This window comes from Paenibacillus nuruki (genome assembly GCF_963311185.1).
GTDB classification, from domain to species: Bacteria; Bacillota; Bacilli; order Paenibacillales; family Paenibacillaceae; genus Saccharibacillus; species Saccharibacillus nuruki.
On the sequence record NZ_OY725677.1, the window covers coordinates 643,097 to 667,056 of the forward strand.

Consider the following 23,960-nt stretch of genomic DNA (forward strand, 5'->3'; position numbering starts at 1 on the left):
GATGAATCCTATTGAACAGCTTGATATTTATGATATCACCATCATTGGCGGCGGCCCTGCGGGGATGTATGCTTCTTTCTATAGTGGAATGCGAGCAATGCGTACTAAGATTATCGAAGCCAAACATGAACTCGGTGGCTTTATGCGTACCTATCCTGAAAAATTAGTATGGGATGTAGGCGGCATTGATCCGACTCGTTGCGAGAACATTATTGATTCGCTTGAAAGACAAGCCAAAACATTTGAACCCACTATTGTATTTGGTCAGGAAGTGGCTCACTTGGAACGGCTTGAAGATGGGGTGCTCATGCTTACTTCCAAAACAGGTGAACGTCATTACACACGGACTATTGTGTTGTGTATCGGTAGAGGGATGACTCAGATTCAGAAGCTAGATATCCAAGGTGCCAATCAATATGAACTGACCAATCTACACTATACAGTAACCGATCTTTCTCGATTTGCGGGCAAACGCGTACTGATCTCTGGTGGTGGAGATTCAGCAGTCGATTGGGCAAATGAGTTAGCAGGGTTAGCCAAAGAAGTCACTGTTGTGCATCGACGAGATGAATTTGGAGGACATGAACAACCTGTTGCACAAATGAAATCTTTTGCTAGGGTATGCACACCTTATCGTATAGATCATCTACATGGTGCACAAGATAAAATAGATAGTGTGGAAATCGCTCATATGCATACGGATGAGCGACAACATATTGAAGTCGATGAAGTCATCGTCAATCACGGATACGATCGTAACTTTGGTAATCTGATGGAATGGGGTCTAGAGCGGGAAGATTACGGTGTATCGGTAGATCCACGCATGCGTACCAATATTCAAGGCGTATTTGGTGCAGGAGATTGTATCACGTATGGAAGCAAAGTGAGACTGATCGCAGGCGCATTTAACGATGCTGTGCTTGCAGTAAATGCAGCCAAATTGTATCTAGAACCGGATGCTTCTCTTATGGCAGGAGTCTCTTCTCACAATACACGTTTTTATGAAAAAAATAAAAATGTGAGCTCGTAAGTTAGCGTAGCAAGTATAGTGTGATGATGGATGAAGAAGTGAGTATACCCAATAACGATAGACCCAAAATAGCATAGAACAATAATCTAAGTGATTATAAGCTAATTAGAGATAGAAGAAAATAAACGAGCTAATCTGTAACCACTACGGATTAGCTCGTTTTTTAATAAGTAAAAAAAGTGAATAATAATTTCTTAATAGAGTCGAGATCGAATGAATGGATAGAAAAGAATCCTTATATCTTATTTGTGCAAAACAGCATGTTGAAAAGGAGAATATATGCATAACATAAATCATTTACAATTAAATCCTACACAGAGATACGATGAGTTCGATCCTCAAAAAGATGGAAATAAAAATACAGAATTTATTGATTTTGTCATCGATGGTAAATCTCTTTATAACATGCTGAAAAAATATGATATGGTTCCTGTGTTAGGATGGGGTGGGGAAGAGCATCAAAAACAAATATTAGATTATTTGCTACTCAGACAGATGCATCCTTATCTATATTATAGATATCCGATATTGGTCTGTCCTTGGTGCGGGGATGAAGAATGTGGTTTTATATCTGTTCTCATAGAAAGAGAAGCAGACATGATCATATGGAGAGATTTTAAACTAGAGCCTGATAATAAAACTATACCTATAGAACCCTTTTATTTTGAATGGGAAAAATATCAGAAATTAATAAGTAAGACTAAATAACAATATAATGATAGAAGTATTTACTCAGGAACATGTGAATATGGAAAGTTACATAGAATGGACAGAAATTGAAGAAGGTGATGATCGACCTACGATTCCAATAGGATATCCAAAATGCGAAAAGCATGATGTTTATTTAACCTGTCATGGATGTGTGCTGTGTAATAGTGAAAGCTGAAAAATAGGAGAGTTTCTATGAAATTTATTATTATATTTGGTCCGCAAGCAGTGGGGAAAATGACAGTCGGTCAGAGTCTTGTAGCTAAAACGAACTTTAAATTATTTCATAATCATATGTCGATTGATTTGGTGTCTAACTTTTTCGATTACGGTACGCCTGCTGGCAAGCGGTTGGTACAGGTCATCCGACAAGAGATATTTGAAGAAATATCCAAAAGTAATCTGGATGGACTGATTTTCACCTATGTATGGGCGTTTGATCTGCAAAGTGATTGGGATTATATAGAGAACATTTCTGATCTATTTCGATCTAGGGGTGCTGAAGTATATTATGTGGAACTTGAAGCAGATCTTGAAGAACGTAAGGTGCGAAATAAGACCGAGAATAGACTAATACATAAACCAACCAAACGAAATACCGAATGGTCAGAAAATGAGATGATTGAAACAAATAAAATGTATCGACTTAACTCCTTATCCGATGAGATACAACAGCAACATTATTTACGGATCCATAATACTCATCTATCAGCAGATACGGTGGCAGACATGATTATAGAAAAGTTTAAACTAAAATAGGCTGTCTAGTTAAGGTAGCCTATTAAGGCTAGTTCAGTTGATCTCCTAAGTCCTTAGCCTGCTCCATAAATTCTTGTTGATTAGCAGCCATTTTTTCATACATTTTGATAGTGTCATTATAAATAGCTTCATCTCCAGTTTTTAAGTAGCGTTTTAGATTATCTATAATTTGTTTACCTGTATAACCTATAACCAGTACATGATCGCGAAGAGCTATAACATCAGCTTGCAAATCAGTGTCCTTGATTTGAGGTGTAGTGATTAATGAAAGAGCGGATAATTTTTTATCAATATTGTCTGAATAAGGTTGAATATTAGCCAGTATCTCATCTTCAGTCATTTCTTCAGATATATTAGCAGGTGTAGCAACTTCTTGCATTTGTTGACCTATATACTGTATACCTTGCGTATAAGTTATCAGATATTTTTTAATATCTTCTTTTTGTTGTTTAGACAAAGTGGCTTCTGTTTTATTTTGTTGCTTATTTGTGTCTAGTGTTTTAGTTGTGCTCTCAGTAGTTGATGTAGAATCTGTACTTGAGTTATTAACTTGTACATCTTCTTGTTGGTTAACACAGCCACAAAGGAGAATAATAACAGTAGCAGGTAATACTAACTTTTTAAATAACATGATTTCGCACATCCTATCATTTTTATATTAATGTATTAGTATTTAATAGAGTGAAATAGTTAAATATAACCAAATTCTTATTTATACTATCAAAGGATTAGGAATACAGCAATAAAAAATAGTATAAAAGAACTAATTTTAAATAAAAATTGAATAAATGATATAAGTTTTATATATCTACATCTATGGAGTTAGATATAAGCGAAATAATACAATGTATGAAATAAAAAAGAGGTGAATTTTATGGAACGAGTCATAGTAATAGGTTGTTCAGGTTCGGGGAAATCGACTCTTTCGCAAAAGCTTCATCAGGCATGGCAATTACCTGTTATTCATTTAGATCGTTATTACTGGAAAGCTAATTGGCAAGCGACAGAGTCTACAGAATGGGATCGAAAAGTAGAAGATTTTGCGTTAACAGATCGTTGGATTATAGATGGTAATTACTCCAGAACATTAGATATACGGATTAAGAGAGCTGATGTCATTATTTTTTTGGACATGCCTAGATGGTTGTGTATGTATCGGATCATGAAGCGAAGAGTGCAGTATCATGGCAAAACAAGACCTGATCTTAACGAAGATTGCCCGGAAAAAATTGACATTGAATTTATCAAATGGGTATGGAATTATAAAAAAAGAAATCGCGTGAGAACGTTAGAAAAGCTAGAACAAGTCGGAAAACATAAAAAAGTTATCATTATACGTCATCCGAAGCAGTTACAACAATTTATAGAGCGATTGCAAAATGATGAAAATGATCTGTTATAACCACAGAATCTGGAATATAAAGTTGATTTTCCTTCTTAGCATTTCCCTGTTATAATTTGGATATACTACTGAATTGGGGGTTATACCGTGGCAATGTTGGTAGCAGTGCTAGATTGCTCGTTCACTACAAAGGCCTTACGCAAAGCCTAAACGGGGCGCATTTCTTTGTGTAGGGCGCGATAAGAACAAAGGATATCGCCCATGTTGTAACGTATTTTGGTATACGTAGGCTTTGCACCTTATGATTTTATGAATAATAATAAGGGGCTGAAAGCAATGCAAACACCATTTATCCAAAATTATCAATTGAATGTAATCAAAAAACAAGCAGATTTTCTTTTAAAAACAATGCGAAGTGTTGCCGATCGTAAAGTATTAGCAACCGTTAGAGAAACTGCTGTTATGAACGTTATAGAAGCTTTTGACGACTTGACCGCAGAGCAAAAAAGTCTTTTGGAACAGCTATCTACCTATGAAGCGACTCATGATCTGGAAAAGTATTTAGAACAACTGGATGCGTATGTGATTCCATTTCCAAAAGTTTCGCTCAAGCAGATTCAGAAGCTTTTCCCAAAAGCGAAAAAGCTCAAAACACCTAATCTAGAAGTAATCGATTATACACATACAACATATCTAAGATGGACAGATATTGCGACAAATCGTCTATATATTGTTTATCCGCATCAAGATCGGTTGGTCGGTATTGAAGGACAGATAACTTCGATGAATAAAAAAGGGTTTTGTATGTTCTGTAATCGACATCGTGAACTTGGATTTTTCAATGTGAAAATCAAAGCAAGTGGATCGCCGGATAATATTGCTTCGGTGGGTCAGTATATTTGTGTAGACGATGAAGATTGCAACCATAGTATTGCAGATACTGCTGCGTTGGAGAAGTTTATTTCTGCGGTGAACAAGTAATATTAGGATCAGAAAAGGTCGCTCTTTGGAGCGGCTTTTTTGTGGCTTATTACGTAGTTATAAGTATTCCAAAATATAAAGGTACACATCTAAAAGAGAGCCTTCCTTTGGCTGAAATGGTTAGCTGGTATCAAGCAAAAGCCTATTTTGATGGAATAGAGATCATTGAAGATCAAATAAAGAGTGAATACTCAGTATCGGAGGAGAGTGCAGAAGTCATTCCAGACTCCATAAGAACCTATATAAAAGTGATACATACGTAAGAAAACGTTAATTGCATACAACATTCCCCTCCTATAATGTATCGGAAAGAGAGCCATTTTCCATATCTTTTATAGGAGGACAACCTGTACATCAAGAAGGGTAAGAGCAAGTGAACTTATTTCTAATAATGATTTCTATGTGTATATCAATTTGTTCATAAGATTACTTATGTTGTAGTCTGTACAAGCCTGATATCAGGCAATTGTTGATCGGTACGAGCAACATGACCGATGCGAGCAGCAAGCTTGCGGATCGGACCAAAGCTAGCGATTCGGATAAAGGTCTGTATTGTTCCCACGCCAACCTTGGTTTGAGGGTAAAATAGGTTAGGAGCTCCGGGAGGCAAATGCTGTGCTTTATCTACAATAGGGCGCATCCATTTTTCATACTTGCCAAGACACATTTGAATTTCTTCAACTTGATGAGTCAAGGCTTGTGAAAGGGAAGCTGCAAGCACATATCCGCCAATTAATGCGAGTGACGATCCACCTCCACCGATAGGAGTGACACACCAAGCCGCATCACCGGTAACACATACTCTGCCTTCTGACCATGTAGGCATCATAATTTGCGTGAGGTAATCAAAGTAAACATCTTGTGATGTAGAAAATCCGTCAATCACGCGTTGATCTTCCCAGCCCGCTCCTGCAAAAATATTACGTAATTCTGTACGAGCCTGTTCTGAAGGAATAGCTGCCAGATTACGATCACGATCTTTAAAGGCGAGCATCGCACGTATCGTTCCCTGATTATCAGGACGAAGTGAGATTTGACGACCACCTGTAGCTGTATACCAGCGCCACCATCGGTCATCTCCAGCTTGTCGTTCAATCGTACCGTATGCTATGTTCAGACCCAGTTCACGTCTAGATACACGATCTCCAAACACTTTATCCCGTGTTCTGGAACGCACACCTTCAGCGATAATAAGCAAATCGTATATTTCTGTTTTACCCGAATGTAGATCGATCTCCACATGTTCTGGATGATCCACAATGTGTTCAATCCAGTCACCATAACGAACCTGGACTTCCTCTGGTAACGCATCCAAAATGATACGTGCTAAGTCTCCACGCAGGATTTCCAGTTCAGCCGTCAGTCCATCCGAACCTTCTACAGGAAAAGCACCAACGGTTTGCCCTTTTTCATTTACAAATGCCGTTCCTTCTTCAGTCGTCGTTTGGTTGCGTACTTGATCTTCCAAGCCCATCATTTGAAGAACTTTGCGTGCAATCCCACGTACATCGACATTTTGCCCACCCTCACGAAAAGTACGGGCACGCTCAATAACTGTAACTTCCCAACCAGCTTTGTTCAACCAGAATGCTGTACTAAGTCCAGCAATACTCGCACCTGAAATCAGCGCTTTTTGAACCGTCATGATGTTGCTCCTCTCGACGTGTAAATACGCCATTATGAATAACATTAGAATCATTAAAGGCAATCATAAAAAACCACAACTCACCCTTAGTACAAAGTGGAGAGATGCAGTTAGATGTTTCTTACCCTCTGTGATTAGAAATTGAAACTGTAATTAAAAGTAATATTGTTGAGCATATTAAATGGATGTAATAATAAATAATTTACAAACCGACGGTTTGTTTTTATAATAATAGCAATTAAACGTTATTCAATGTGTAGTAACAAAGGAGGAGTACGCTTGAAGCAAGAAGAACGCCGGGAACAAACGATAAAAAAGTTATTAGATACTGTCAAAAGTTTGGTTAATGAAAAAGGGTGTAATTCTATCACAATGCAAGACATCATGGAAAGGTCAGAGTTATCCAAAGGAGCTATTTTTCATTATATAAAAAGTAAAGATGAACTTTTTATTTGGGTACTTCAAGAACGACTCGAAGAAACAAATCGACAATTTAGAAACGAAGTAAAGGAGAACGAAGAATCCTTTTCCGAACCTATGAAGAGAATCTCAGAAAGTATTACATTTTATGAAAATCCAGAAGATGCAACGAACAAAATTCTTTTGTACTTATTAGGTAAAGAAGATCAGCCTATGATCGCAGAAGCACTTAAAGAATATTACGAGAGAACTGTAGCTTTATCGCAGGAATGGATTGAAATCGGACAACAGCATGGTGTTATATCGCCATCAATCGATTCGCATCAAATGGCAGATATGTTCGTTTTATTGACGATGGGTATACGTATGCGAGCTTCTATTCCAAATATACAGCACTTTTTTGATGCAAAACTATTTTCGAAATGGATTGCTGAAATGCTTCAATCACCCAAAGAACCACCAAAGGCATAAGCGCTTGATATCTATAGATTATTTGCTGATGACCGATTTATGTTTATTTATGCGCTGTAAATACAAGATTATTTCAAAGGAGTACTAAGTATGATCCCATTTTATGTGTTGATTATATCGTTTCTGATATTCAAAGGTCTTGGTTTACTAGGTCTTTCACATTTTGATGATTGGCATGCTGTACTTCAAGGAAGTGTAGCAGTGATGTTATTCGTTGCAGCCTCTGCCCATTGGGGTTCTAAAAGAGCAGATTTGATTCGCATGGTTCCAGCAATTTTTCCACGTCCACATTGGATCGTGACTGCTACGGGGCTTCTTGAAATCGCAGGAGCGATTGGAATTATTGTTCCGTTTACATCACGAGTGGCTTCTATGGGATTGGCTCTATTATTCGTTGCCATGTTCCCAGCAAACATTCTAGCTTCTCGAAATCAATTGAAGGTCGGATATAAGCCTGTGCCAAATCTTTTTGTGCGAAGTATTGTGCAAGTATTTTTTATCATAGTTGTAATTTTGGCAGGGTGAAAAGGTTTCTAGATTTAGGTGAGAAAGGTTATACACAAATTTTCATATCAATTGTATAGTAGTTTGTCTAAAACAAAGGGTTTGATGATGTGCTAAAGTATCTGAATAACTAAAATACTGAATCAAGGATGGAAGTGAATCTAGTGATGACCAAATCAATCGTAACTTGCTGTAGTGTAGGTGTATATGGGCATGCGCTTAAGAGAGGTAATCAGTATATTGTCAATAATGAGAGTGATGATAAGTATAGAATAACTGGTAATCATGGCAGATTAGTTTGGATAGCTAAAGCTTATTTTATAGAGGGGAATATCACATTGCCCTATTTGAAAGAATGGAAAGTAGAAGATAATCCAGCAGAATTAGATTTTATAGAAGTTGATCTTATGTTTTCAGATGGTAGTAAGCGATGGTGTCTGATCACCACTCCTTCTAAACTTGCAGATTATTTTGAAAAGCAAATGGACCGTTTAGGTTTTAATATCAGGCATTTACTTATATTAAAAGAAATAAATTATGAAGCTATTGAAAAAACACTACGATATTTAGAAGCTCAAGATGAATTAACAGATGTCAGTAGAGCTTTAAAACAATAGTATACATAAGGAGATGATATTTTTGTTTAGAGATTCGAGTCATGCTTGGAATCCAACTTCTGAAGAAATTAGAAGTTGGGCTTATAGTAAAGAGAGTATTCCAGAGCAAGACTGGGAATTAGCAGTCAATAGTTTTGATCATATACCTATGATTTGTACTTTTATTGACGATGAGACATGTAATCGTGATCGCTTTTTTCTGAGTAGTCTTTATGTTTTTACTGGAGATGTTATTAGAGGTGCAAAGGTAGAAGAGATACGAAAACTTTCTATATTACTAAATAAAGTAGATAAGACTGCAAAGGCTAAAAAGTTAAAAGCTTGGATACAACGTTCAAAACATCTTATACAATACCCTGAAGAATATAGCCGTGATTATTGGGGTTTGGGAAGTAAGTATATTAAAATGAAATTTCTTTGCTGATCACCGTAGAGTCTGCAAAGGGGTTTTTGAGTTATATACGAGCTTTTTTACTTATTTCTAATTTTCCTAATCATGAGAGCTCCTTCAAAAAGCACTTTTAAAATCTGGAAAGTCGACAAGGAGCTAATTGGCTTTCAGATTGCTGATTGATAATTTCATTTGCTGCCAAACGCGCAATAAGAGGTGCTAGCGTAATCGCAGCATGCATTGATGCTAGATAAAGACCTTTTATGCGGTTATCAAAACCTACGATCGGATAACCGTCTTCAGGCATGGGTCTCAACCCAACTTTTATGCTTTCTAATTCTATTTGATCCCCATCTTTGAGGCTATGACGCAGCGTATCGAACGCTCGCTTACCAACTGCCTCAGGCCCATTTTCTAACGAATCGTCGATATAATCTTCAGCAGCCAATAGGATATGATCTGTCAGTTGACGTGCTTCAAATTTAGCATTCGAAATCAATGTATGGATATATTTATGGGACGTTTTCATCTGAACCAGAATAGAAGGTGACGATGTTACGGGTACATGAATTTCTAATGGGCTACACAGTTCAAGAATGCTTGTACCTGCTGCCAATACAACGATATCTGACTCTACAAAACCATTGGATGTATGAACACCGATCAGTCGGGATGTGTCTTGTTCTAGCCCGGTCACACGTGTTCTTAATAGAACTTTCGCTCCATATTCTTGCGCTTTGCCGAGTAAGAGTTTGGTTATTTCTATAGGATTAACTGCTCCTTCTTCACTAGCAAAAAACGCTTCATCGGGATATTCTTCTAAATTCGGTTCTAGCTCCATAAGTTGCGTACGATTTAATTTTTGAAAGCGATGCTGTTTAACAGGTGACGAAATGTCCCAAGTCAAAGCTCCGTTCCAATGGATATTCAGTTCTGGCAGTTCTTGCTGAAGCGTATGATATTCTTCCAAAGCTGAATCATATAAATGTTGGTATGGGGGAGCCACTTCATGAGTCGTATGTATCCAAGCAAAAGATTTTTCTGTCACTTCTTGCGCTGCGGCTGAATACTGCTCAATCACGATTACATCTTGATTCCGTTTGGCGAGGTGGTATGCCATAGAAGCTCCTACAATCCCTGCGCCAATAATGACGATTTTCGGTTTATTCAATAATAACGCCTCCTTTGCCCTCCATTGTAGCATAAGCCATATTCATCGGGCGTTATGACAATCCAATACCTAGCTTTTTCAAATCATGTTCCAACTATAAAATCTATTCTTTCTTATAAGCCAGTATCCCTTAGGCTGTGATTAAAAGAAGCAGAAGAAATCCTAGAATTTTATATACATATATTTCTAAATATTCTATATTAAAGGTGTACTTAGTTAGTTAATTAGTTTGAAAATGTACACAGGAGATAGGACTTATAAAGAAAAGAGGTGAGCGTAGAACATTATAGCTCGTCACGGCATAAAGCTGAATATTTTGACAAATGAAGGTGGAGAAGAATAATGAAAATGTTAAAATTGCTGGTAAAAAAAGGGTCTATACCAGTTATGACTTTAGGTTTGTTATTCACCATGTGTATTTCAGGTCAATCTACTGCTTTTGCGGAGAGTGCTTCAAGTGTTATGCAGCCGAGTAGCATACAGGTTGGACCGATTACAATTCCAGAACCTCCACAGTCAGGAGATCCGGTACCTGATCTTGCTTATTATGTTATCTCTGGTTTTACTGCTGAATCTACACCTCATTCGACGATAAGTTTTAATGCAGAAGGAATGACAGATGTGCAATTCACTGCATTTCCATTTCCAGGTCAAAATAAAGAAATAGTAGTATTCAGTCTGGAAACAGAAACAGCTAAAGGCTGGGAATCTGTATTTGTAACTACATTTCAACCAAGTTCCAAAGTCCAAAAGCAACATATGACATTACCACGAAATGATTACAAGAAATTTCGAATTTTTATTTCAAGTATGAATCCGAATCTTGCTGTTTTGGGATACAAACAGTGGAGTAACTGAATCCTTCTTAGCTCCGTACGTATACTCATCTGAATCGATAACCATAATAATGGGCAATGAATATGTAAGGGATTGGTCACTATATAGGATCAATTCTTTTTTCTATTTTACGAGACTTTTTGCTTTCTGATTACTTGTTAAATATTAGACTCCTAAGAAATGGATACAAAAGAAAGCAAAAGTCCGTCTTTTATACAGAGTATTGAAAAAGTTCTTTTCAAAGGAGCCAACGATGTTTAAAAGACGCAAACTTATTCTCACTATAACACTACTGTATACGCTCTTTATTCTTTATTTTATGTTTTTTGCGTTCGGCAGAAGCGATTCTGAATCCGATAGTTATACATTTATCTTTGTACCCGATAATTTTTTGAAATTACCTAATCCGTTAGACTTTTTGCATCCGACACTAATGGATATGGTGAGTCTAGGAAATATGGCGGCTTTTATTCCTTTTGGCATTTTAATTCCATTATTGTATTCGATAAAATTTATTCGATTCATTATCTTGTTTATATTTTCTATCCTTGTGCTTGAAACGATACAGGCTTTGACTTTACTTGGAAGCTTCGATATGGGCGATGTTTTGAAAAACTCAACTGGTGCAGTGATCGGGTTCGCAGCTTACAGCGTTGGAATGCGTGCTAAAAACGTTCGACGAAGCGTTATCTCTATGGGTATTTCTATGGCTTTGCTATTGATCGTAACATGGGGAATTGGTGCCGGGATCGATAAAGCAGTTGCTAAAAATCCGGGATTATTTGTTGCTTTAAACGAATGGGAAAACAGCAGTGGAGTCACATCGAAAAAGACGAAATCGCTCCCCTTCAAAATAGGTGGACAAGAAATCACTCCTCAATTCAATGTATATGACACTAACGGTAAGAAATCAGAAACATATAGTTACAAGTTTAATGACAACGAATTTTATTTTTATTTGCAATATGGAATTCCAGACCAAACCGATTTCCAAGGAAGTATAAGTGTGTCTGTAGACGGACGGCAAATCTTATCCTATTCCTCTGAATATCAAAAGCATAAGCCTGAGATATTCGAGTGGTATTTCGAACAAGCCGACGTGCTGACGATTACGTTAGAAGGAAACGAAAAGGCATGGGATGTTGGATATCGAGAGATGAAGCATTTTTGGGAATAAGAACAATCGAATAGAAAAAGGAGCGATTCTAAGTCTTAGTTTAGACTTAAAGTCGCTCTTTTTTGGCTTTTTTAAATGTTATATATCTTCTCCAGTCGCCACCGGATTCTCCTCATAACTAATCCAGTCACTCCAACTCCCACTATACAACTTCACATTCTTATACCCAGCTTCGTTCAATGCCAACACATTCGGACAAGCTGACACTCCAGAACCACAATACACAATAATCGGTTTCTCTTTATCCAATCCTGCAAAATGCTTCTCCAACCGCTCTACATCGTCATACCGATCTTCTTCATCATGACGGGTATCTAACCAGAAATAATTCACCGCTCCTGGAATATGTCCAGCTTTGGGATCGATCGGTTCTTCAAGTCCCAGATACCGTTTGTTTTCACGAGAATCAATCAATGTAGGCAAAGAATCTTTATCCTGAGTCTGGACAGAAGGAGTCGCATCTGTAGAACGATAAGCTTGAGACACCTGACGAACTTCTTCGATATCTGCTAACATATCAGGCTGTACATGTGCGACAAATGTGGTTGGAATCACAACAGGTTGATCGCTAGTCACAGGATACTTCGCATTTTTCCAGGTGGTAAATCCTTCGTTCAATACATACACTTGCTCATGTCCTACATAATGAAGCATCCACCACAATCTAGCAGTATTCAGCCCTTTGTTATCGTCATAGACCACGACACGACTATTTGGATGAATTCCAGCTTTGCCAAGAGTAAGTGCTAATTGATCGACATCAGGTAATGGATGACGACCACCATGTGCTGTTACTGGGGCCGATAAATCTTTTTCCAGATCGAGATAGACCGCACCCGGTATATGTTCTGCTTCATAAGCCGCCGCACCCGCAGGTTTGTCATTTAACCAGAAGCGACAATCTACAATGACGATATCGGGTTCGTACAAGCGAGCAAGTAACCATTTCATTGATACTATATTTTGCATTATATGTATCTCCTTTTATAAATAATATCTTTTTGTATAGTGTACATGATATTGCAGCAGGTATCTATTTGGAATTCGTAAAGACGTTTAACAAACTTAATATAAATAACAAACATAGCGTTAACAAAATTACCGTAAGATGTGGAAAGTACATAGATGCACAATTGTTGAGGAGGATTTACATTATTATGAAATTATCTAAATTTAAAATGCTAGGATTATCCCTGACGTTATCGGTATTGGCAGGTACGGTCGGTGGACATTCTTCGTATGCAGCAGAAGCGAAAGATGCATTGACACCGGTGAAGCCAGCATGGGGTTATTTTGTAGACAATTACAAAAACAATACTAAAGACAATATGTCTGCAACATCTAATCCGGCTATTGGTGTATTATCTGGATTTGAAAAGTTATGGACACCGGGTGCTACTTGGGATTCAGGTACAGCCGTAAATGTTAAAATCTTAGACCAGAATATTCAGATGGTTATCGACATAGCAAAAAAACGTACAGCCAGTCAAGCTCAAGCGGCTTATCTGGATGATCGTCGTAACCAGAGTTACAGTGTGATCGAAGGTCTAGGTTCGCTTACAGATGTATATCGTAAAGATGCAGGCGCAACGACAACCATTACAGATGTTCCCGCAGATGCGACAACGCAAAAGTATGATGATGGAGGCAACAATGCAGGTGATCCGAACTCTAGCTTGGGTAGTGTTGTAAGTCTGGTGAACAAGTTACGTGGTGATTATTCATCTACGAATCCAGCGAAAAGCTTTTTTAATTACAAACGTCCTTTCCGTTGGGATTCACCAGCGATTGTGATTCCAACATTAGTGCCACAGATTAAGTCTGATCCAACCTCAGATGGTGGCTTCCCGAGTGGGCATACGAATGCAGCCTATTTAAGTGCTTTTGCGATGGCTTATGCTATGCCTGAACGTTATCAGGAGTTACTGACTCGTGCTTCTGAACTTGGCAACAACCGAATTGTTGCAGGCATGCATTCTCCATTTGATGTAATGGGTGGACGTGTGATGGCAACGGCTTTGTCGGCGGCTATTTTGAATGATCCAGCAAATAAAGAATTGAAGAAACAAGCATACCAACAAGCGCAAAAAGTATTAATGACGCAAACAGGAACAGCGCCAGATCGCTTTAGTGATTACAAAGCCAATAAAAAAATGTATACCGAGCGCTTAACGTACCAATTCCCGCAAGTGTATGCCAAAAACCAACCTATCGCTGTACCTAAAGGGGCAGAGGTATTATTAGAAACGCGTCAACCGTATCTAAGTGATAACCAGCGCCGAGCCGTATTAGCAACAACAGGGATTCCATCTGGTTATCCTGTATTGGATGATGCTGAAGGATGGGGACGTTTGAATTTATTTGCCGCAGCGGATGGTTATGGCGAATTTATGAGTAATGTTACGGTAACGATGGATGCTTACAAAGGTGGATTCAATCAGGAAGATCACTGGCGTAATGCTATCGCAGGTAAAGGCGGTTTGATCAAAAAAGGAACAGGTACTCTTTATCTAGAAGGTAAAAATACATTCAGTGGAAATACAACGGTTATGCAAGGCACACTCGAAGGAACAACAGCGACAGCATTTGGACGTGGAAATGTCACCAACCAAGGCGGTACGCTTGCTGAACAAACAGCTGGCATGTGGACGATTGATGGTGATTTCAAACAAACACCTAAAGGTACACTGGAACTAAATATCGGGAGCAAAGCCGATCTTTTGAAAATCAAAGGAAAAGCTAGTTATAACGGTAAGCTACAATTGAACTTTACTAATAACTATATGCCTGCTAACGGTATGAAGATTGTGATCAATAAGAAATCTGTACAACATGGACAATTCTCGTCGATGACAACAACAGGATTACCTAAAGGGTACAGCGTCAAAGCGATCTACAGTAATACCAGTGTGAAATTAAAAGTGAGTAAAAAATAGTCTGATGTCGTGCATATATTCCTAAAAGTGAAGCCATCTTATAGATGGCTTTTTCTTTGTATTTTTTTGCATTTTACCTCTTATGGTGCAAGTCATTCTTATATTGAAGTCGATGCTCATATATCCTATTTAACATTGCGCTTTACTTCATGATCTAATAGTTCAATGTCTTCTCCTTGTTGCTGACGCAGAGTAATATTTTCTGTGCCCCATGCACACATCACTTCGACAATAGTATTGGCTGTTCTGCCGTATGCTGTTAAAGAGTATTCAACTTTAGGAGGCATTTGCTGATAGACATATCGACTTACTAAGCCATCTTGTTCAAGTTCACGTAATTGCTGAATCAGTACTTTTTGCGAAATACCTTGAATATTACGTTGCAATTCACTAGTACGCATTGCATCCGATGCCATTAACAAACAGATAATCAACGCTTTCCATTTTCCGCCGATAATTTCAAGGGTGGCTTCTATGCCTAGATGATATTGTTTCATTCTTCATTTCCTCCGTTTGAGCTCATTTGCTTGTAGTTATTGAGCTATATAAGCCTATCGATCATAAGCTTGATTCTTTATTGTTACACCAGATCGTAGATAAAGTCTATACACACTTTAAAGTAAGTACATGACTTTATTGTGTGTATTTTCTTTTGGATCAAGCTATATCATAATGGCAATATTCTCACATCACGAAAGGAAATTATATCGTATGAAAACATTGATTATTTTAGCACACCCGAATCTTGCAACATCCAAAGTGAATAAACGCTGGCATCAGGAATTACTTCAACACCCGGATCAAGTGACGATTCATCATTTATATCAAGCATATCCAGATTGGAATATTAATGTAGCTCAGGAACAACAATTACTGGAAGCTCATGATCATATTATTTTACAATTTCCATTCTACTGGTATAGCTATCCACCTTTACTGAAGAAGTGGTTCGATGATGTCTTATCATATGGATGGGCATACGGATCAGCAGGGGATAAGCTGAAAGGGAAAAAGATAGGCTTAGCGATGTCTATTGGAGATAAGCAGGAAAATTATGATCCAGAAGGTTCGGTTACTTTTACAGTAGAACAATTAATCAGTCCGTTCCAAGCAAGTATGCAGCATGTAGGAGCGATAGCAGTGCCACACTTCGCTATGTTTGGGGCATCTTTTCAAGCAACAGATCAACAAATTGATCAAAGTGCTAAAGAGTATATTGACTATATTGTAGAGCATAAGAGTTAACCTAATCGTAAAAAACGTATCAAACATAAGCTTGAGTAAAAGTAGATTTATCGAAATACGACCTTTCACCACATAAGACATGTTTACTTGTAATGATTGTTTTCATTAATTCCTTTTACTAATCTTTCTATTGATTACCTATATCTATAAATCTTTTCTTGTATAAAAGGCTTTAGCCGTAGACGTTCAAGTGTAACGTTGGTATTTCGGTTAAAGTCTTTTTTTGTTACACTCAGAATAACGATAAATAAGAGGAGCCACACATCATGAATATCAACCAGATATTTGACCAATATTCGCTCGGGATTTACGCACTGATTGCAGTAGTTATTCTACTCATCATTATACTCACGATCAAAAGCCTCTCCCGCAGAAGAGCTAGAATACGCCGTCAACAACTTGATCCATACCGTATTACTATGCAGGATATTGACCAGATGGAAGGATCAGAATTTGAACGATATTTATATCGCTTGTTCACTGAATTAGGATATGAAGATACATACAAAACACAAAGCAGTGGCGACTTTGGTGCAGATCTAGTTTTTACCGATCGAGAAGGAATACGTAATGTACTGCAAGCCAAATGCTATGCCGAACATAATAAAATTGGTTTGAGTGCTGTACAGGAAATTTATTCATCCATGCGTTATTATGAAGCAGAGAAGTGTATCGTATTAACATCTTCTTATTTTACCAAAGCTTGTGAAACACTCGCCGGTGTCAATGCCGTCACATTACTAGATCGCAATGATCTGATTCAACTGATTGAAGATTTCAAATCCAATGATCACGAAGAAGCTATGGACATCATCGAAAGTGAACCCCAGATTCTATTATCTCCGTGGAAACAAAACACAAACCAACGACAATCTCAGCGCACACGTAAAAGTAGATAAAAAGGCTATCTTCCCTCATAAGGAAGTAGCCTTTTTTTAATCCATTTTAATTCACTTTATATCCTTAAACCTCATTAAAGAAATAAAACCCAACACTCTTATAGTATTTGTAATTTTATAAACCCTAAACTCTAAATAATAAATTATAAATTATAAATTATAGATTATAGATTATAGATTGTAGATTCTTAAAGGTTTTAAAAATGATCAACCCCCACCAAACGATTCTTTTCCCGCAGTGTCCCACTCCCATTCATTACAAATCGTTTGCGCATCATAGTTGATTTTATTTCCCCCGCTCCACCATTTCTTCCTCTGTCGCCATCAGATCAGGAGGAACAAGCGCTTCTATTTTATCTTTTCCAAAACGAATAAACACCCATACGCCAAGTAAAATCAATACGCCAGCACCCAATTGAATCCCTGTTAACGATTCTCCTAGCAACCAGAAAGCCAAAAGAGAAGCAAAAACAGGTTCACCCAATACCGCCATAGACACAGCACCCGCATTCATATATTTCAAAAGCCAGTTAAACAAATAATGTCCGAACAATGTAGGCACAATCGCAAGTAACCAGAATACGCCCCAGTCTTTAGCCGCGTATCCGGTAAACGGAATATCATGAAACACATTGTAAAGCGCCATCACACTACCTGCGATAAAAAATACCCAGAAATTATAAATCAAAGCTTCCATATGAGAGCGGATATGCTTACTGATTAGCATATGTATAGCCACAGCAATCGTACCTAGAAACGATAAAATATCACCTTGTAGCGCTGTTCCCGACAGAGCAAAATCTCCCCACCCAATAGCGACTGATCCCAGCACCGCCATACCCATACCGATAATCATAAATCGATTGGTACGTGTACGAAAAAGGAAATAAGAACCGATGACCACCATAATAGGCTCAAGTGTCAAAATAACAGTAGAACTAGCAACGGTCGTTAAACGTAACGATCCCATCCAAAGTAGAAAATGAAGTGCAAGCATCAACCCTGATATACCCAGCATCAGCCATGTTTTGGGCTGAATTCGAAATAGTTCTTTGCGATAACGAATCGCAAGCGGTAATAACAGTAAATTGGTGAAATACAATCGGTACATTCCGATCACAGATACTTCAGCATCTGACCACCGGATAAAGATCGACGAAAAAGAAATAGCTATAATGCCAATAACGTAGAGAAGTTCTAGAGGAATAGCAGGACTCTTAGAGGTTGCATGTGAATTCATAGGTGCGCTCCTAAATATAAGTATAATCATGTACATATTTTAATAAAATTATGCCTTCATGATTATACTCTATCCCTGATTAGCTGGGAATGATTACTCGAAAATCTTCCTATTGACAACAAAAACGCCCTTAAGAACTAGTAAAAAAGAACCATTAATTTCTATTTTTTTAGAAAAATAGGTCTAAAGATAACAAACTTAATATATTGATATTTTACTATTAATTTTTATATACGCTTTAATATCAGTGTATTATAGGAATTTTATTAAAAAAGTATTAAAAATAGAACTAGTACTTTTATACTAAAATAAAAACATTTTTAATCCTTTTTCGACAAAATAAGGTATCCGCACTAAACGGAGGGTACTATCATGCAGGGGCATATAACCATTTTTACGGATCATATCCGAAATATTGACTACGAAAATGTTATTTATTTCTATGAAACGTCATTTTGTAACCATCCAGATGAATTGGAAGTTTACGAAACCGCACGTTGTTGTGTAATTGCGTATACAGATCCTGAACGAACTGTTCACACGGCTAATCAGATCAGACTGTATTTTCCACAAATGGCATTATTGTTAATCACTGATGTATCGCAGCCAGTTAGTGACCGACATCTAGTGCGTATTACAGGAGTAGGGCGATTACGGTTGTTGTATTGGAAAGAGAATCATAGTGAAGAAATGTTGTCTGAAATTCAAAGTTTATTGTATCCCGAATATCCAGCTAAAAGTCCGCATATCGCTTTTATTTTATCGGTATATAACGAAGAAGAGCGATTCAGTCATGTGCAAAAATTTGCTGAACGATTACAAAAATTTATTCGAAGTCATCTAGTGGAAGGCTCTATTTATGTGATTGATGATGGAAGCTTGGATGGGACACAGCTTTTGTTAGAATCATTAGAAAATTCCACGAGTATGGTGATCAACCGAATCAATCGTAATGCCAGCCCATTATTTAAAGCACAGCAGTTAGAGCGGAATACACGCAAAGCTGGAACGTATTTAGAAGGTATGCGCACGATTGAAGCCGATTATTATGTATTTGTAGATGCGGATGATTCTTTTTTTATTGAAGATATTGCCAAAATGATCAATGTGGTAAGGCAAGGCTATTACGATGTGGTAATTGGAACCAAAGATATGACGGCTGAAAATCGTTCTTTTGTTCGTTCGATGGTTAGCTTTTGCAAACGACAGATTTGTCGACCATTTTTACCATCAGGTGTGATTGATTCGCAGACTGGTCTCAAAATTATGAGTTCTGTTGCTGTCAAACGAATGTTTCCTCATCTGAAGCAAGAACTTGGACTTGCAGTTGATCTAGAAATGATGTTTATCGCCAAACGATTACAATTGCGTGTATTACAGATTCCTGTCAAATGTATCGACCGTGAAGGTTCACATATTGAAGTGTGGAAAGATTCAGTTCGCTTTTTGCGATCTTTAATCGATATCTGGCGACTGGATCGGCGGGTGCGTTAACGTGATTCGTCGGATAAGACCTATGCTTTTTCCTTTTTTTAATGTAATGCTGAATGGATTCAACTTCTTTTTCCATATCGCTGCCAGCTGGTATTTAACAGGCACTGCTTATGGACAAGCAAATGCGTTACTGGCTTTATTCGCTTTATTGTCTGTTCTAGGATTATCAATTCAATTATTAACAGCTAAAGTGGTCTCAAAAGAAGATCGTACATTGTCGCTCAAGCAATTACCTTTAGGTTCATTGTTAATCAAAACACCGATTATATTGAGCTTCACTTCATGTATTATCCTGTTGATGCTGTTGCCTGTATTACGTTCTGTACTTGGTGTAGATTCCGGTTCTTTATTGTTACTCTACATACTTGTTTTCTTGCATACGATTGTGAGTATGACCCGTGGTGATATGCAAGGCAAAGAACGTATGTTAGCGCTAAATATAAATTATTATATTGAAGTGTTAGGGAAGCTGATTGTCTTTTTTATACTTGCTGCTTTGGGCTTTACATTAGCAGCTGTTCTGATTGGTAGTTGTGCAGGCATGTTATTCGCTTTAATTCACGGTTGGATATATAGTGTGCGGCAAAATACAGCGCCCTCGGTCACAGCTGGGAATTCAAAGTTATCAGGGATTTGGAAGTCACTCGGTCAAGATTTTACAGATAGCTTGATGACCAATTTATTCGTTTTATTTTTTATTTCAATCGATATGATTTTTGTACAACATTATTTTCCGGTACAAAGTAGTGGTTATGCGATTGCTTTGAAATACAGTCAGCTCGTCTATTATGTTTCTTACAGTCTCATTGCTGCCTTTATTCCCAAATTAGGCGCTAATGGCGATAACAAGCAAGGTTTGCGTAAGTTGATTGGAATCTATAGCGTTCTAATGATCTGTGCAGCGATTGGTGTGTATATCGGAACTACTTTTATATTCCCATTATCAATTCCGTTGTTATTTGGTGAAGCTTACCAATCGGCAGAACAATATTTGGTATTAGGCGGTTGGGTGTACTGGTTATTCTCGATTGTTCTCTTTTTTGTTCATGTTCATGTATTAATCGGTCGACGCAAATTTATGTGGGGCATGTTAGCAGGGGCGGCTGCTTTATTGATTTCTTTTGGATGGTGGCATCAAAGCCCGCAAGACTTTTTACGTGCTGAACTGTGGTTATATAGCATTTTATCTATCTATTTTATTATTGATGCGTGGTTTTATTTATATTCTAAACAGACGTTGCCAGCACAACAGAGGCAACAACATGATCCAACTATTTTGAATTGAAGGAGCAAGATTATGGATTCTACTTATGTAAAAAAAGATCAAATTACTATTTTACTGTTATCATGGCGTGATATTCGCTCTCCAAAAAGCGGAGGAGCAGAAATTTTCACTCATGAAATGTTAAAACGTTCGCAACAGAGTCGATATCGTTTTATCCATTTTGCTCCTCAATTTGAAGGTTTACCTGCTGAAGAAGAGATCGATGGAGTGACTTATATTCGTCAGGGCAATATCTATAGCGTTATCGGTCATGCGATTCGTTATTATCGCCAGCATCGCAATGAAATTGATTATGTAGTGAATCAATCCAATACACATCAATTTTTCACTTCATTCTGGGTAGAACCTGCAAAGCGTATATTCTTTATTCACCAGTTAACACGTGAAATCTGGTATGAAAATGCTAGCTTTCCACTGAATCATATTGGTCATGCTTTAGAACCCTGGATGCTGAAGTTAGCTCAAAAGGATCAGACAATCACAGTATCGCCTTCGACCCGGTATGATCTACTGCAATTAGGATTCGATGCGAAGCGTGTTCATTTATTACCAGAAGGCATTGAGTTCGAACACTGGCAACCCGAGCAATTTTTGCCTAAAGAAGCTCAACCTACTTTTATGTATGTGGGACGATTTGTAAAATATAAAGGGATTGATCTGGTATTCCAAGCGTTCGGCGAATTGAAAAAGAAATTTCCGCAAGCCAAATTATGGATCGCTGGTCGTACCAATCAAGAGTATGTGCAATGTGCGTTATTGCCAATCATGAATCAATATGGATTAACCTATGGTGAATTGGATGATCCTGAAGTGGATGTGATTTTTCACGGATTTGTGTCGGAAGAACGTAAGCTTGAATTGATGAGTCGTGCCCAAGCACTAGTCTTCCCATCATTGCGTGAAGGTTGGGGACTTACGGTTACTGAAGCGGCGGCTGTCGGTACACCAAGTATTGTGAGTAATTCACCAGGACTTGTCGATGCAACCGATTTTGGCAAAGCAGGGTATCTCTGTTTTCATGGAGATGTAAAAGGGTTGTCCGAGCAAATGGAACGTGCAGCTATGGGCGGAGAAGATTATGCAGGGATGCGTAAGCGTGCATATGAGTATGCATTAAAGTTCCATTTCAATCATACAGGAGCTGCATTCGATACGTTTGTAGATCATTTGGTAAAGGAGGCACAAGAGCATGAGCAAAGTCGTCATTCTCTTCTCCACGTACAATAATGAACAGACGGTGGTCGCTTGTCTGCAAAGTTGTATGAGTCAGGAGAATCATCAGTCGCTTCATATTGTTATTGCTGATGATGGCTCTAGCGATAACACGGTGCAGGTGATACGTGAGTTAGCTGAAGAGAGTATTGTACCTATTACTGTATTAGAATTACCGCATGGTGAACGTGGTATAGCACGGGTAACAGCGATTGCAGAAGCACAGCGATTACATGCTGATTGTATACTGGTGATCGATTCCGATATGATTCTGGCAAAAGATCTGGTCAGTCAGTGTGTATCGTTTTTGGATAGTCATCCTCAGGTGGGAGCACTTGTTGTCCCTGAAGAAGCCTATTCGACAGCGACTAACTTCTTTTCCAAAGTCAAAGTATTTGAACGTAATGTCATTAATAATGCAGGAGAAACATTAGGTAAGCGTTCGATTGAAGCCGCACGATTCTGGCGCATGAATGCATATGAGTCAACCGGTGGCTTTAATGCCGATCAGATTGCTTTCGAAGAAATTCAGCCGACACTGCGTTATGTAGAAGAAGGCGGAGATATTCGCCGTGCTGTATGTACACGTATTTATCATGATGAAAAACAAGTATATCTTAGCGATATATTACGTAAAAAAGCATATTATTTTTCGGTTATGGATCAGACTATTTCTTCAGAAGAAGGCGGATTTCGTAAAGCGTTAGAACGATGGTACTTTTTCCGTCCTGTCTTGTATTCACGTGCGAATAGACTTCAATATTTGCGTCATCCGTTGTTAACTGCCGGAATGTGTTGGATGTATATTTGTCTCAGTGTGCTCGGGGTAACTGCACTACTAAAAAGCAGTTCCCATTCTACCCAATCTACACCTCTTAATGAAAATAAATAACACGCAATATCGTATCTTTAAATACTAATTGGTTAATCGTGCAGAGATCACTCGTATAATGCTCAAGTTCTTGCCGTGCAATATATACATCATGTGCAGCAAGATGAATCCCATCATGGACAGGATGCAGAAGCGACTGTCCTACCGGATACATTTGATTCATCGAGTGATGATTAGCCATAACCAGATGATTATGATTGATCAGTACATACGGTTGATCTGTTATTTTCATCATATCTGTAATAAATGCCGATAAATGATTAGCGAACTGTTGTTCAGCATGATAAGCGAATAGATTTCGTTCAGATTGCTGTAACGCTTCGTACAGAATGTTTTTAAGTGTTTCTGTCAGTTCTAATGGCTTGGTTAGAAATTTGAAAATACCTACCTGATTGATAGCAGATAGCATTGATTGAGTATGTAAATGACCGGATAAAATAATACGGACAACATGAGGATAATCTGCTTTCATCATTGTTAAAAAAGCAAGTCCATCCATACCAGGCATTAACAGATCAGATACAACAACATCAATAGGATGTTGCTCAATAATGCGTAGTGCTTCTTTAGGCGTATTCGCCATATGAATGTGAAATTTTTCCTCTTCTAACCAACGCTCTAGAATCGTTAAGACCATCTTATTATCGTCAACAAACAGAATACTTTGGGTTTTCATAAGCTCTGGATAACTCCAATCATAGGTT

At 37.9% G+C, this 23,960-nt stretch carries 26 protein-coding genes; 19 read left to right on the plus strand and 7 right to left on the minus strand.

Annotated features, from left to right (window positions below):
* The first annotated feature begins 1 nt into the window (after window position 1).
* From RCP16_RS02970 to RCP16_RS02980, 3 genes are all read left to right on the plus strand, one after another.
* Window positions 2-1,030 carry an NAD(P)/FAD-dependent oxidoreductase gene (locus RCP16_RS02970; protein WP_308641630.1) on the plus strand — a complete coding sequence of 343 codons (1,029 nt, stop codon included), beginning with the start codon at window positions 2-4 and terminating at the stop codon, window positions 1,028-1,030.
* A 279-nt stretch (window positions 1,031-1,309) separates the two neighbouring features.
* Complete coding sequence (locus RCP16_RS02975; protein WP_308641631.1) at window positions 1,310-1,738, plus strand: oxidoreductase; 429 nt, start codon at window positions 1,310-1,312, stop codon at window positions 1,736-1,738.
* Between the two features lie 195 nt (window positions 1,739-1,933).
* Window positions 1,934-2,497: an ATP-binding protein gene (locus RCP16_RS02980; RefSeq protein WP_308641632.1), complete on the plus strand. Its 564-nt coding sequence runs from the start codon at window positions 1,934-1,936 to the stop codon at window positions 2,495-2,497.
* A 28-nt stretch (window positions 2,498-2,525) separates the two neighbouring features.
* Here RCP16_RS02980 and RCP16_RS02985 read toward each other — a convergent pair whose 3' ends face one another.
* A complete protein-coding gene (locus RCP16_RS02985) occupies window positions 2,526-3,128 on the minus strand; it encodes a hypothetical protein (RefSeq protein WP_308641633.1) in 603 nt (200 codons plus the stop codon).
* A 243-nt stretch (window positions 3,129-3,371) separates the two neighbouring features.
* Here RCP16_RS02985 and RCP16_RS02990 point away from each other — a divergent pair, with 243 nt between their 5' ends.
* The 3 genes from RCP16_RS02990 to RCP16_RS03000 all read left to right on the plus strand — a co-directional run bounded on the left by RCP16_RS02990 (window position 3,372) and on the right by RCP16_RS03000 (window position 5,083).
* The gene (locus RCP16_RS02990; RefSeq protein ID WP_308641634.1) at window positions 3,372-3,899 is read left to right on the plus strand and encodes a DNA topology modulation protein; all 528 of its coding nucleotides are present in this window, start codon (window positions 3,372-3,374) and stop codon (window positions 3,897-3,899) included.
* A gap of 276 nt (window positions 3,900-4,175) precedes the next feature.
* Window positions 4,176-4,820 carry a FusB/FusC family EF-G-binding protein gene (locus tag RCP16_RS02995; RefSeq protein WP_308642438.1) on the plus strand — a complete coding sequence of 215 codons (645 nt, stop codon included), beginning with the start codon at window positions 4,176-4,178 and terminating at the stop codon, window positions 4,818-4,820.
* A 41-nt stretch (window positions 4,821-4,861) separates the two neighbouring features.
* Entirely contained in the window at window positions 4,862-5,083 is a 222-nt protein-coding gene (locus RCP16_RS03000; protein WP_308641635.1) for a hypothetical protein, read from the plus strand.
* Between the two features lie 167 nt (window positions 5,084-5,250).
* Here the strand turns inward: RCP16_RS03000 and RCP16_RS03005 are convergent, their stop codons facing one another.
* Window positions 5,251-6,465: an FAD-dependent monooxygenase gene (locus RCP16_RS03005; protein WP_308641636.1), complete on the minus strand. Its 1,215-nt coding sequence runs from the start codon at window positions 6,463-6,465 to the stop codon at window positions 5,251-5,253.
* 279 nt (window positions 6,466-6,744) lie between these two features.
* On the opposite strand from RCP16_RS03005, the gene RCP16_RS03010 reads away from it, so the two are divergent.
* The 4 genes from RCP16_RS03010 to RCP16_RS03025 all read left to right on the plus strand — a co-directional run bounded on the left by RCP16_RS03010 (window position 6,745) and on the right by RCP16_RS03025 (window position 8,901).
* Complete coding sequence (locus RCP16_RS03010; RefSeq protein ID WP_308641637.1) at window positions 6,745-7,356, plus strand: TetR/AcrR family transcriptional regulator; 612 nt, start codon at window positions 6,745-6,747, stop codon at window positions 7,354-7,356.
* A gap of 90 nt (window positions 7,357-7,446) precedes the next feature.
* Complete coding sequence (locus RCP16_RS03015) at window positions 7,447-7,881, plus strand: DoxX family protein (RefSeq protein WP_308641638.1); 435 nt, start codon at window positions 7,447-7,449, stop codon at window positions 7,879-7,881.
* Between the two features lie 146 nt (window positions 7,882-8,027).
* Window positions 8,028-8,477, plus strand: coding sequence for a hypothetical protein (locus RCP16_RS03020; RefSeq protein WP_308641639.1), 450 nt, complete (start codon window positions 8,028-8,030; stop codon window positions 8,475-8,477).
* 22 nt (window positions 8,478-8,499) lie between these two features.
* Entirely contained in the window at window positions 8,500-8,901 is a 402-nt protein-coding gene (locus RCP16_RS03025; RefSeq protein WP_308641640.1) for a hypothetical protein, read from the plus strand.
* Window positions 8,902-8,998: 97 nt separating this feature from the next.
* On the opposite strand, the gene RCP16_RS03030 is transcribed toward RCP16_RS03025, so the two are convergent.
* Complete coding sequence (locus RCP16_RS03030; protein WP_308641641.1) at window positions 8,999-10,039, minus strand: NAD(P)/FAD-dependent oxidoreductase; 1,041 nt, start codon at window positions 10,037-10,039, stop codon at window positions 8,999-9,001.
* 342 nt (window positions 10,040-10,381) lie between these two features.
* Between RCP16_RS03030 and RCP16_RS03035 the strand changes: the two genes are divergently transcribed.
* Together RCP16_RS03035 and RCP16_RS03040 are read left to right on the plus strand one after the other, a co-directional pair.
* A complete protein-coding gene (locus RCP16_RS03035) occupies window positions 10,382-10,897 on the plus strand; it encodes a hypothetical protein (protein WP_308641642.1) in 516 nt (171 codons plus the stop codon).
* A 232-nt stretch (window positions 10,898-11,129) separates the two neighbouring features.
* Window positions 11,130-12,053 carry a VanZ family protein gene (locus RCP16_RS03040; protein ID WP_308641643.1) on the plus strand — a complete coding sequence of 308 codons (924 nt, stop codon included), beginning with the start codon at window positions 11,130-11,132 and terminating at the stop codon, window positions 12,051-12,053.
* Between the two features lie 78 nt (window positions 12,054-12,131).
* Here the strand turns inward: RCP16_RS03040 and RCP16_RS03045 are convergent, their stop codons facing one another.
* Window positions 12,132-13,022 (minus strand): sulfurtransferase, encoded by an 891-nt coding sequence (locus RCP16_RS03045; RefSeq protein WP_308641644.1) that lies wholly within the window; start codon window positions 13,020-13,022, stop codon window positions 12,132-12,134.
* Between the two features lie 188 nt (window positions 13,023-13,210).
* Here RCP16_RS03045 and RCP16_RS03050 point away from each other — a divergent pair, with 188 nt between their 5' ends.
* A complete protein-coding gene (locus RCP16_RS03050; protein WP_308641645.1) occupies window positions 13,211-14,989 on the plus strand; it encodes an acid phosphatase in 1,779 nt (592 codons plus the stop codon).
* A 125-nt stretch (window positions 14,990-15,114) separates the two neighbouring features.
* Here the strand turns inward: RCP16_RS03050 and RCP16_RS03055 are convergent, their stop codons facing one another.
* Window positions 15,115-15,486: a winged helix-turn-helix transcriptional regulator gene (locus tag RCP16_RS03055; RefSeq protein WP_308641646.1), complete on the minus strand. Its 372-nt coding sequence runs from the start codon at window positions 15,484-15,486 to the stop codon at window positions 15,115-15,117.
* Between the two features lie 214 nt (window positions 15,487-15,700).
* Between RCP16_RS03055 and RCP16_RS03060 the strand changes: the two genes are divergently transcribed.
* Both RCP16_RS03060 and RCP16_RS03065 read left to right on the plus strand, forming a co-directional pair.
* A complete protein-coding gene (locus RCP16_RS03060; protein ID WP_308641647.1) occupies window positions 15,701-16,234 on the plus strand; it encodes an NAD(P)H-dependent oxidoreductase in 534 nt (177 codons plus the stop codon).
* Between the two features lie 266 nt (window positions 16,235-16,500).
* Window positions 16,501-17,133, plus strand: coding sequence for a restriction endonuclease (locus RCP16_RS03065; RefSeq protein WP_308641648.1), 633 nt, complete (start codon window positions 16,501-16,503; stop codon window positions 17,131-17,133).
* A 286-nt stretch (window positions 17,134-17,419) separates the two neighbouring features.
* On the opposite strand, the gene RCP16_RS03070 is transcribed toward RCP16_RS03065, so the two are convergent.
* Window positions 17,420-18,373, minus strand: a complete 954-nt coding sequence (locus RCP16_RS03070; RefSeq protein ID WP_308641649.1) for a DMT family transporter — start codon at window positions 18,371-18,373, stop codon at window positions 17,420-17,422.
* A 372-nt stretch (window positions 18,374-18,745) separates the two neighbouring features.
* On the opposite strand from RCP16_RS03070, the gene RCP16_RS03075 reads away from it, so the two are divergent.
* Genes RCP16_RS03075 through RCP16_RS03090 form a run of 4 tightly spaced genes read left to right on the plus strand, consistent with a single transcriptional unit; the run spans window position 18,746 to window position 23,256 of the window.
* Window positions 18,746-19,867 carry a glycosyltransferase gene (locus RCP16_RS03075; RefSeq protein WP_273594488.1) on the plus strand — a complete coding sequence of 374 codons (1,122 nt, stop codon included), beginning with the start codon at window positions 18,746-18,748 and terminating at the stop codon, window positions 19,865-19,867.
* A gap of 1 nt (window position 19,868) precedes the next feature.
* Window positions 19,869-21,152 (plus strand): MATE family efflux transporter, encoded by a 1,284-nt coding sequence (locus RCP16_RS03080; RefSeq protein ID WP_308641650.1) that lies wholly within the window; start codon window positions 19,869-19,871, stop codon window positions 21,150-21,152.
* Between the two features lie 12 nt (window positions 21,153-21,164).
* Window positions 21,165-22,379: a glycosyltransferase family 4 protein gene (locus tag RCP16_RS03085; RefSeq protein ID WP_069329899.1), complete on the plus strand. Its 1,215-nt coding sequence runs from the start codon at window positions 21,165-21,167 to the stop codon at window positions 22,377-22,379.
* Complete coding sequence (locus tag RCP16_RS03090; RefSeq protein ID WP_308641651.1) at window positions 22,342-23,256, plus strand: glycosyltransferase family 2 protein; 915 nt, start codon at window positions 22,342-22,344, stop codon at window positions 23,254-23,256. The genes RCP16_RS03085 and RCP16_RS03090 overlap by 38 nt, the downstream gene beginning before the upstream one ends.
* Here the strand turns inward: RCP16_RS03090 and RCP16_RS03095 are convergent.
* On the minus strand, window positions 23,240-23,932 hold the full coding sequence (locus RCP16_RS03095; RefSeq protein ID WP_308641652.1) for a response regulator: 693 nt from the start codon (window positions 23,930-23,932) through the stop codon (window positions 23,240-23,242). The two genes, RCP16_RS03090 and RCP16_RS03095, sit on opposite strands and share 17 nt — an antisense overlap.
* Between the last annotated feature and the right edge of the window lie 28 nt (window positions 23,933-23,960).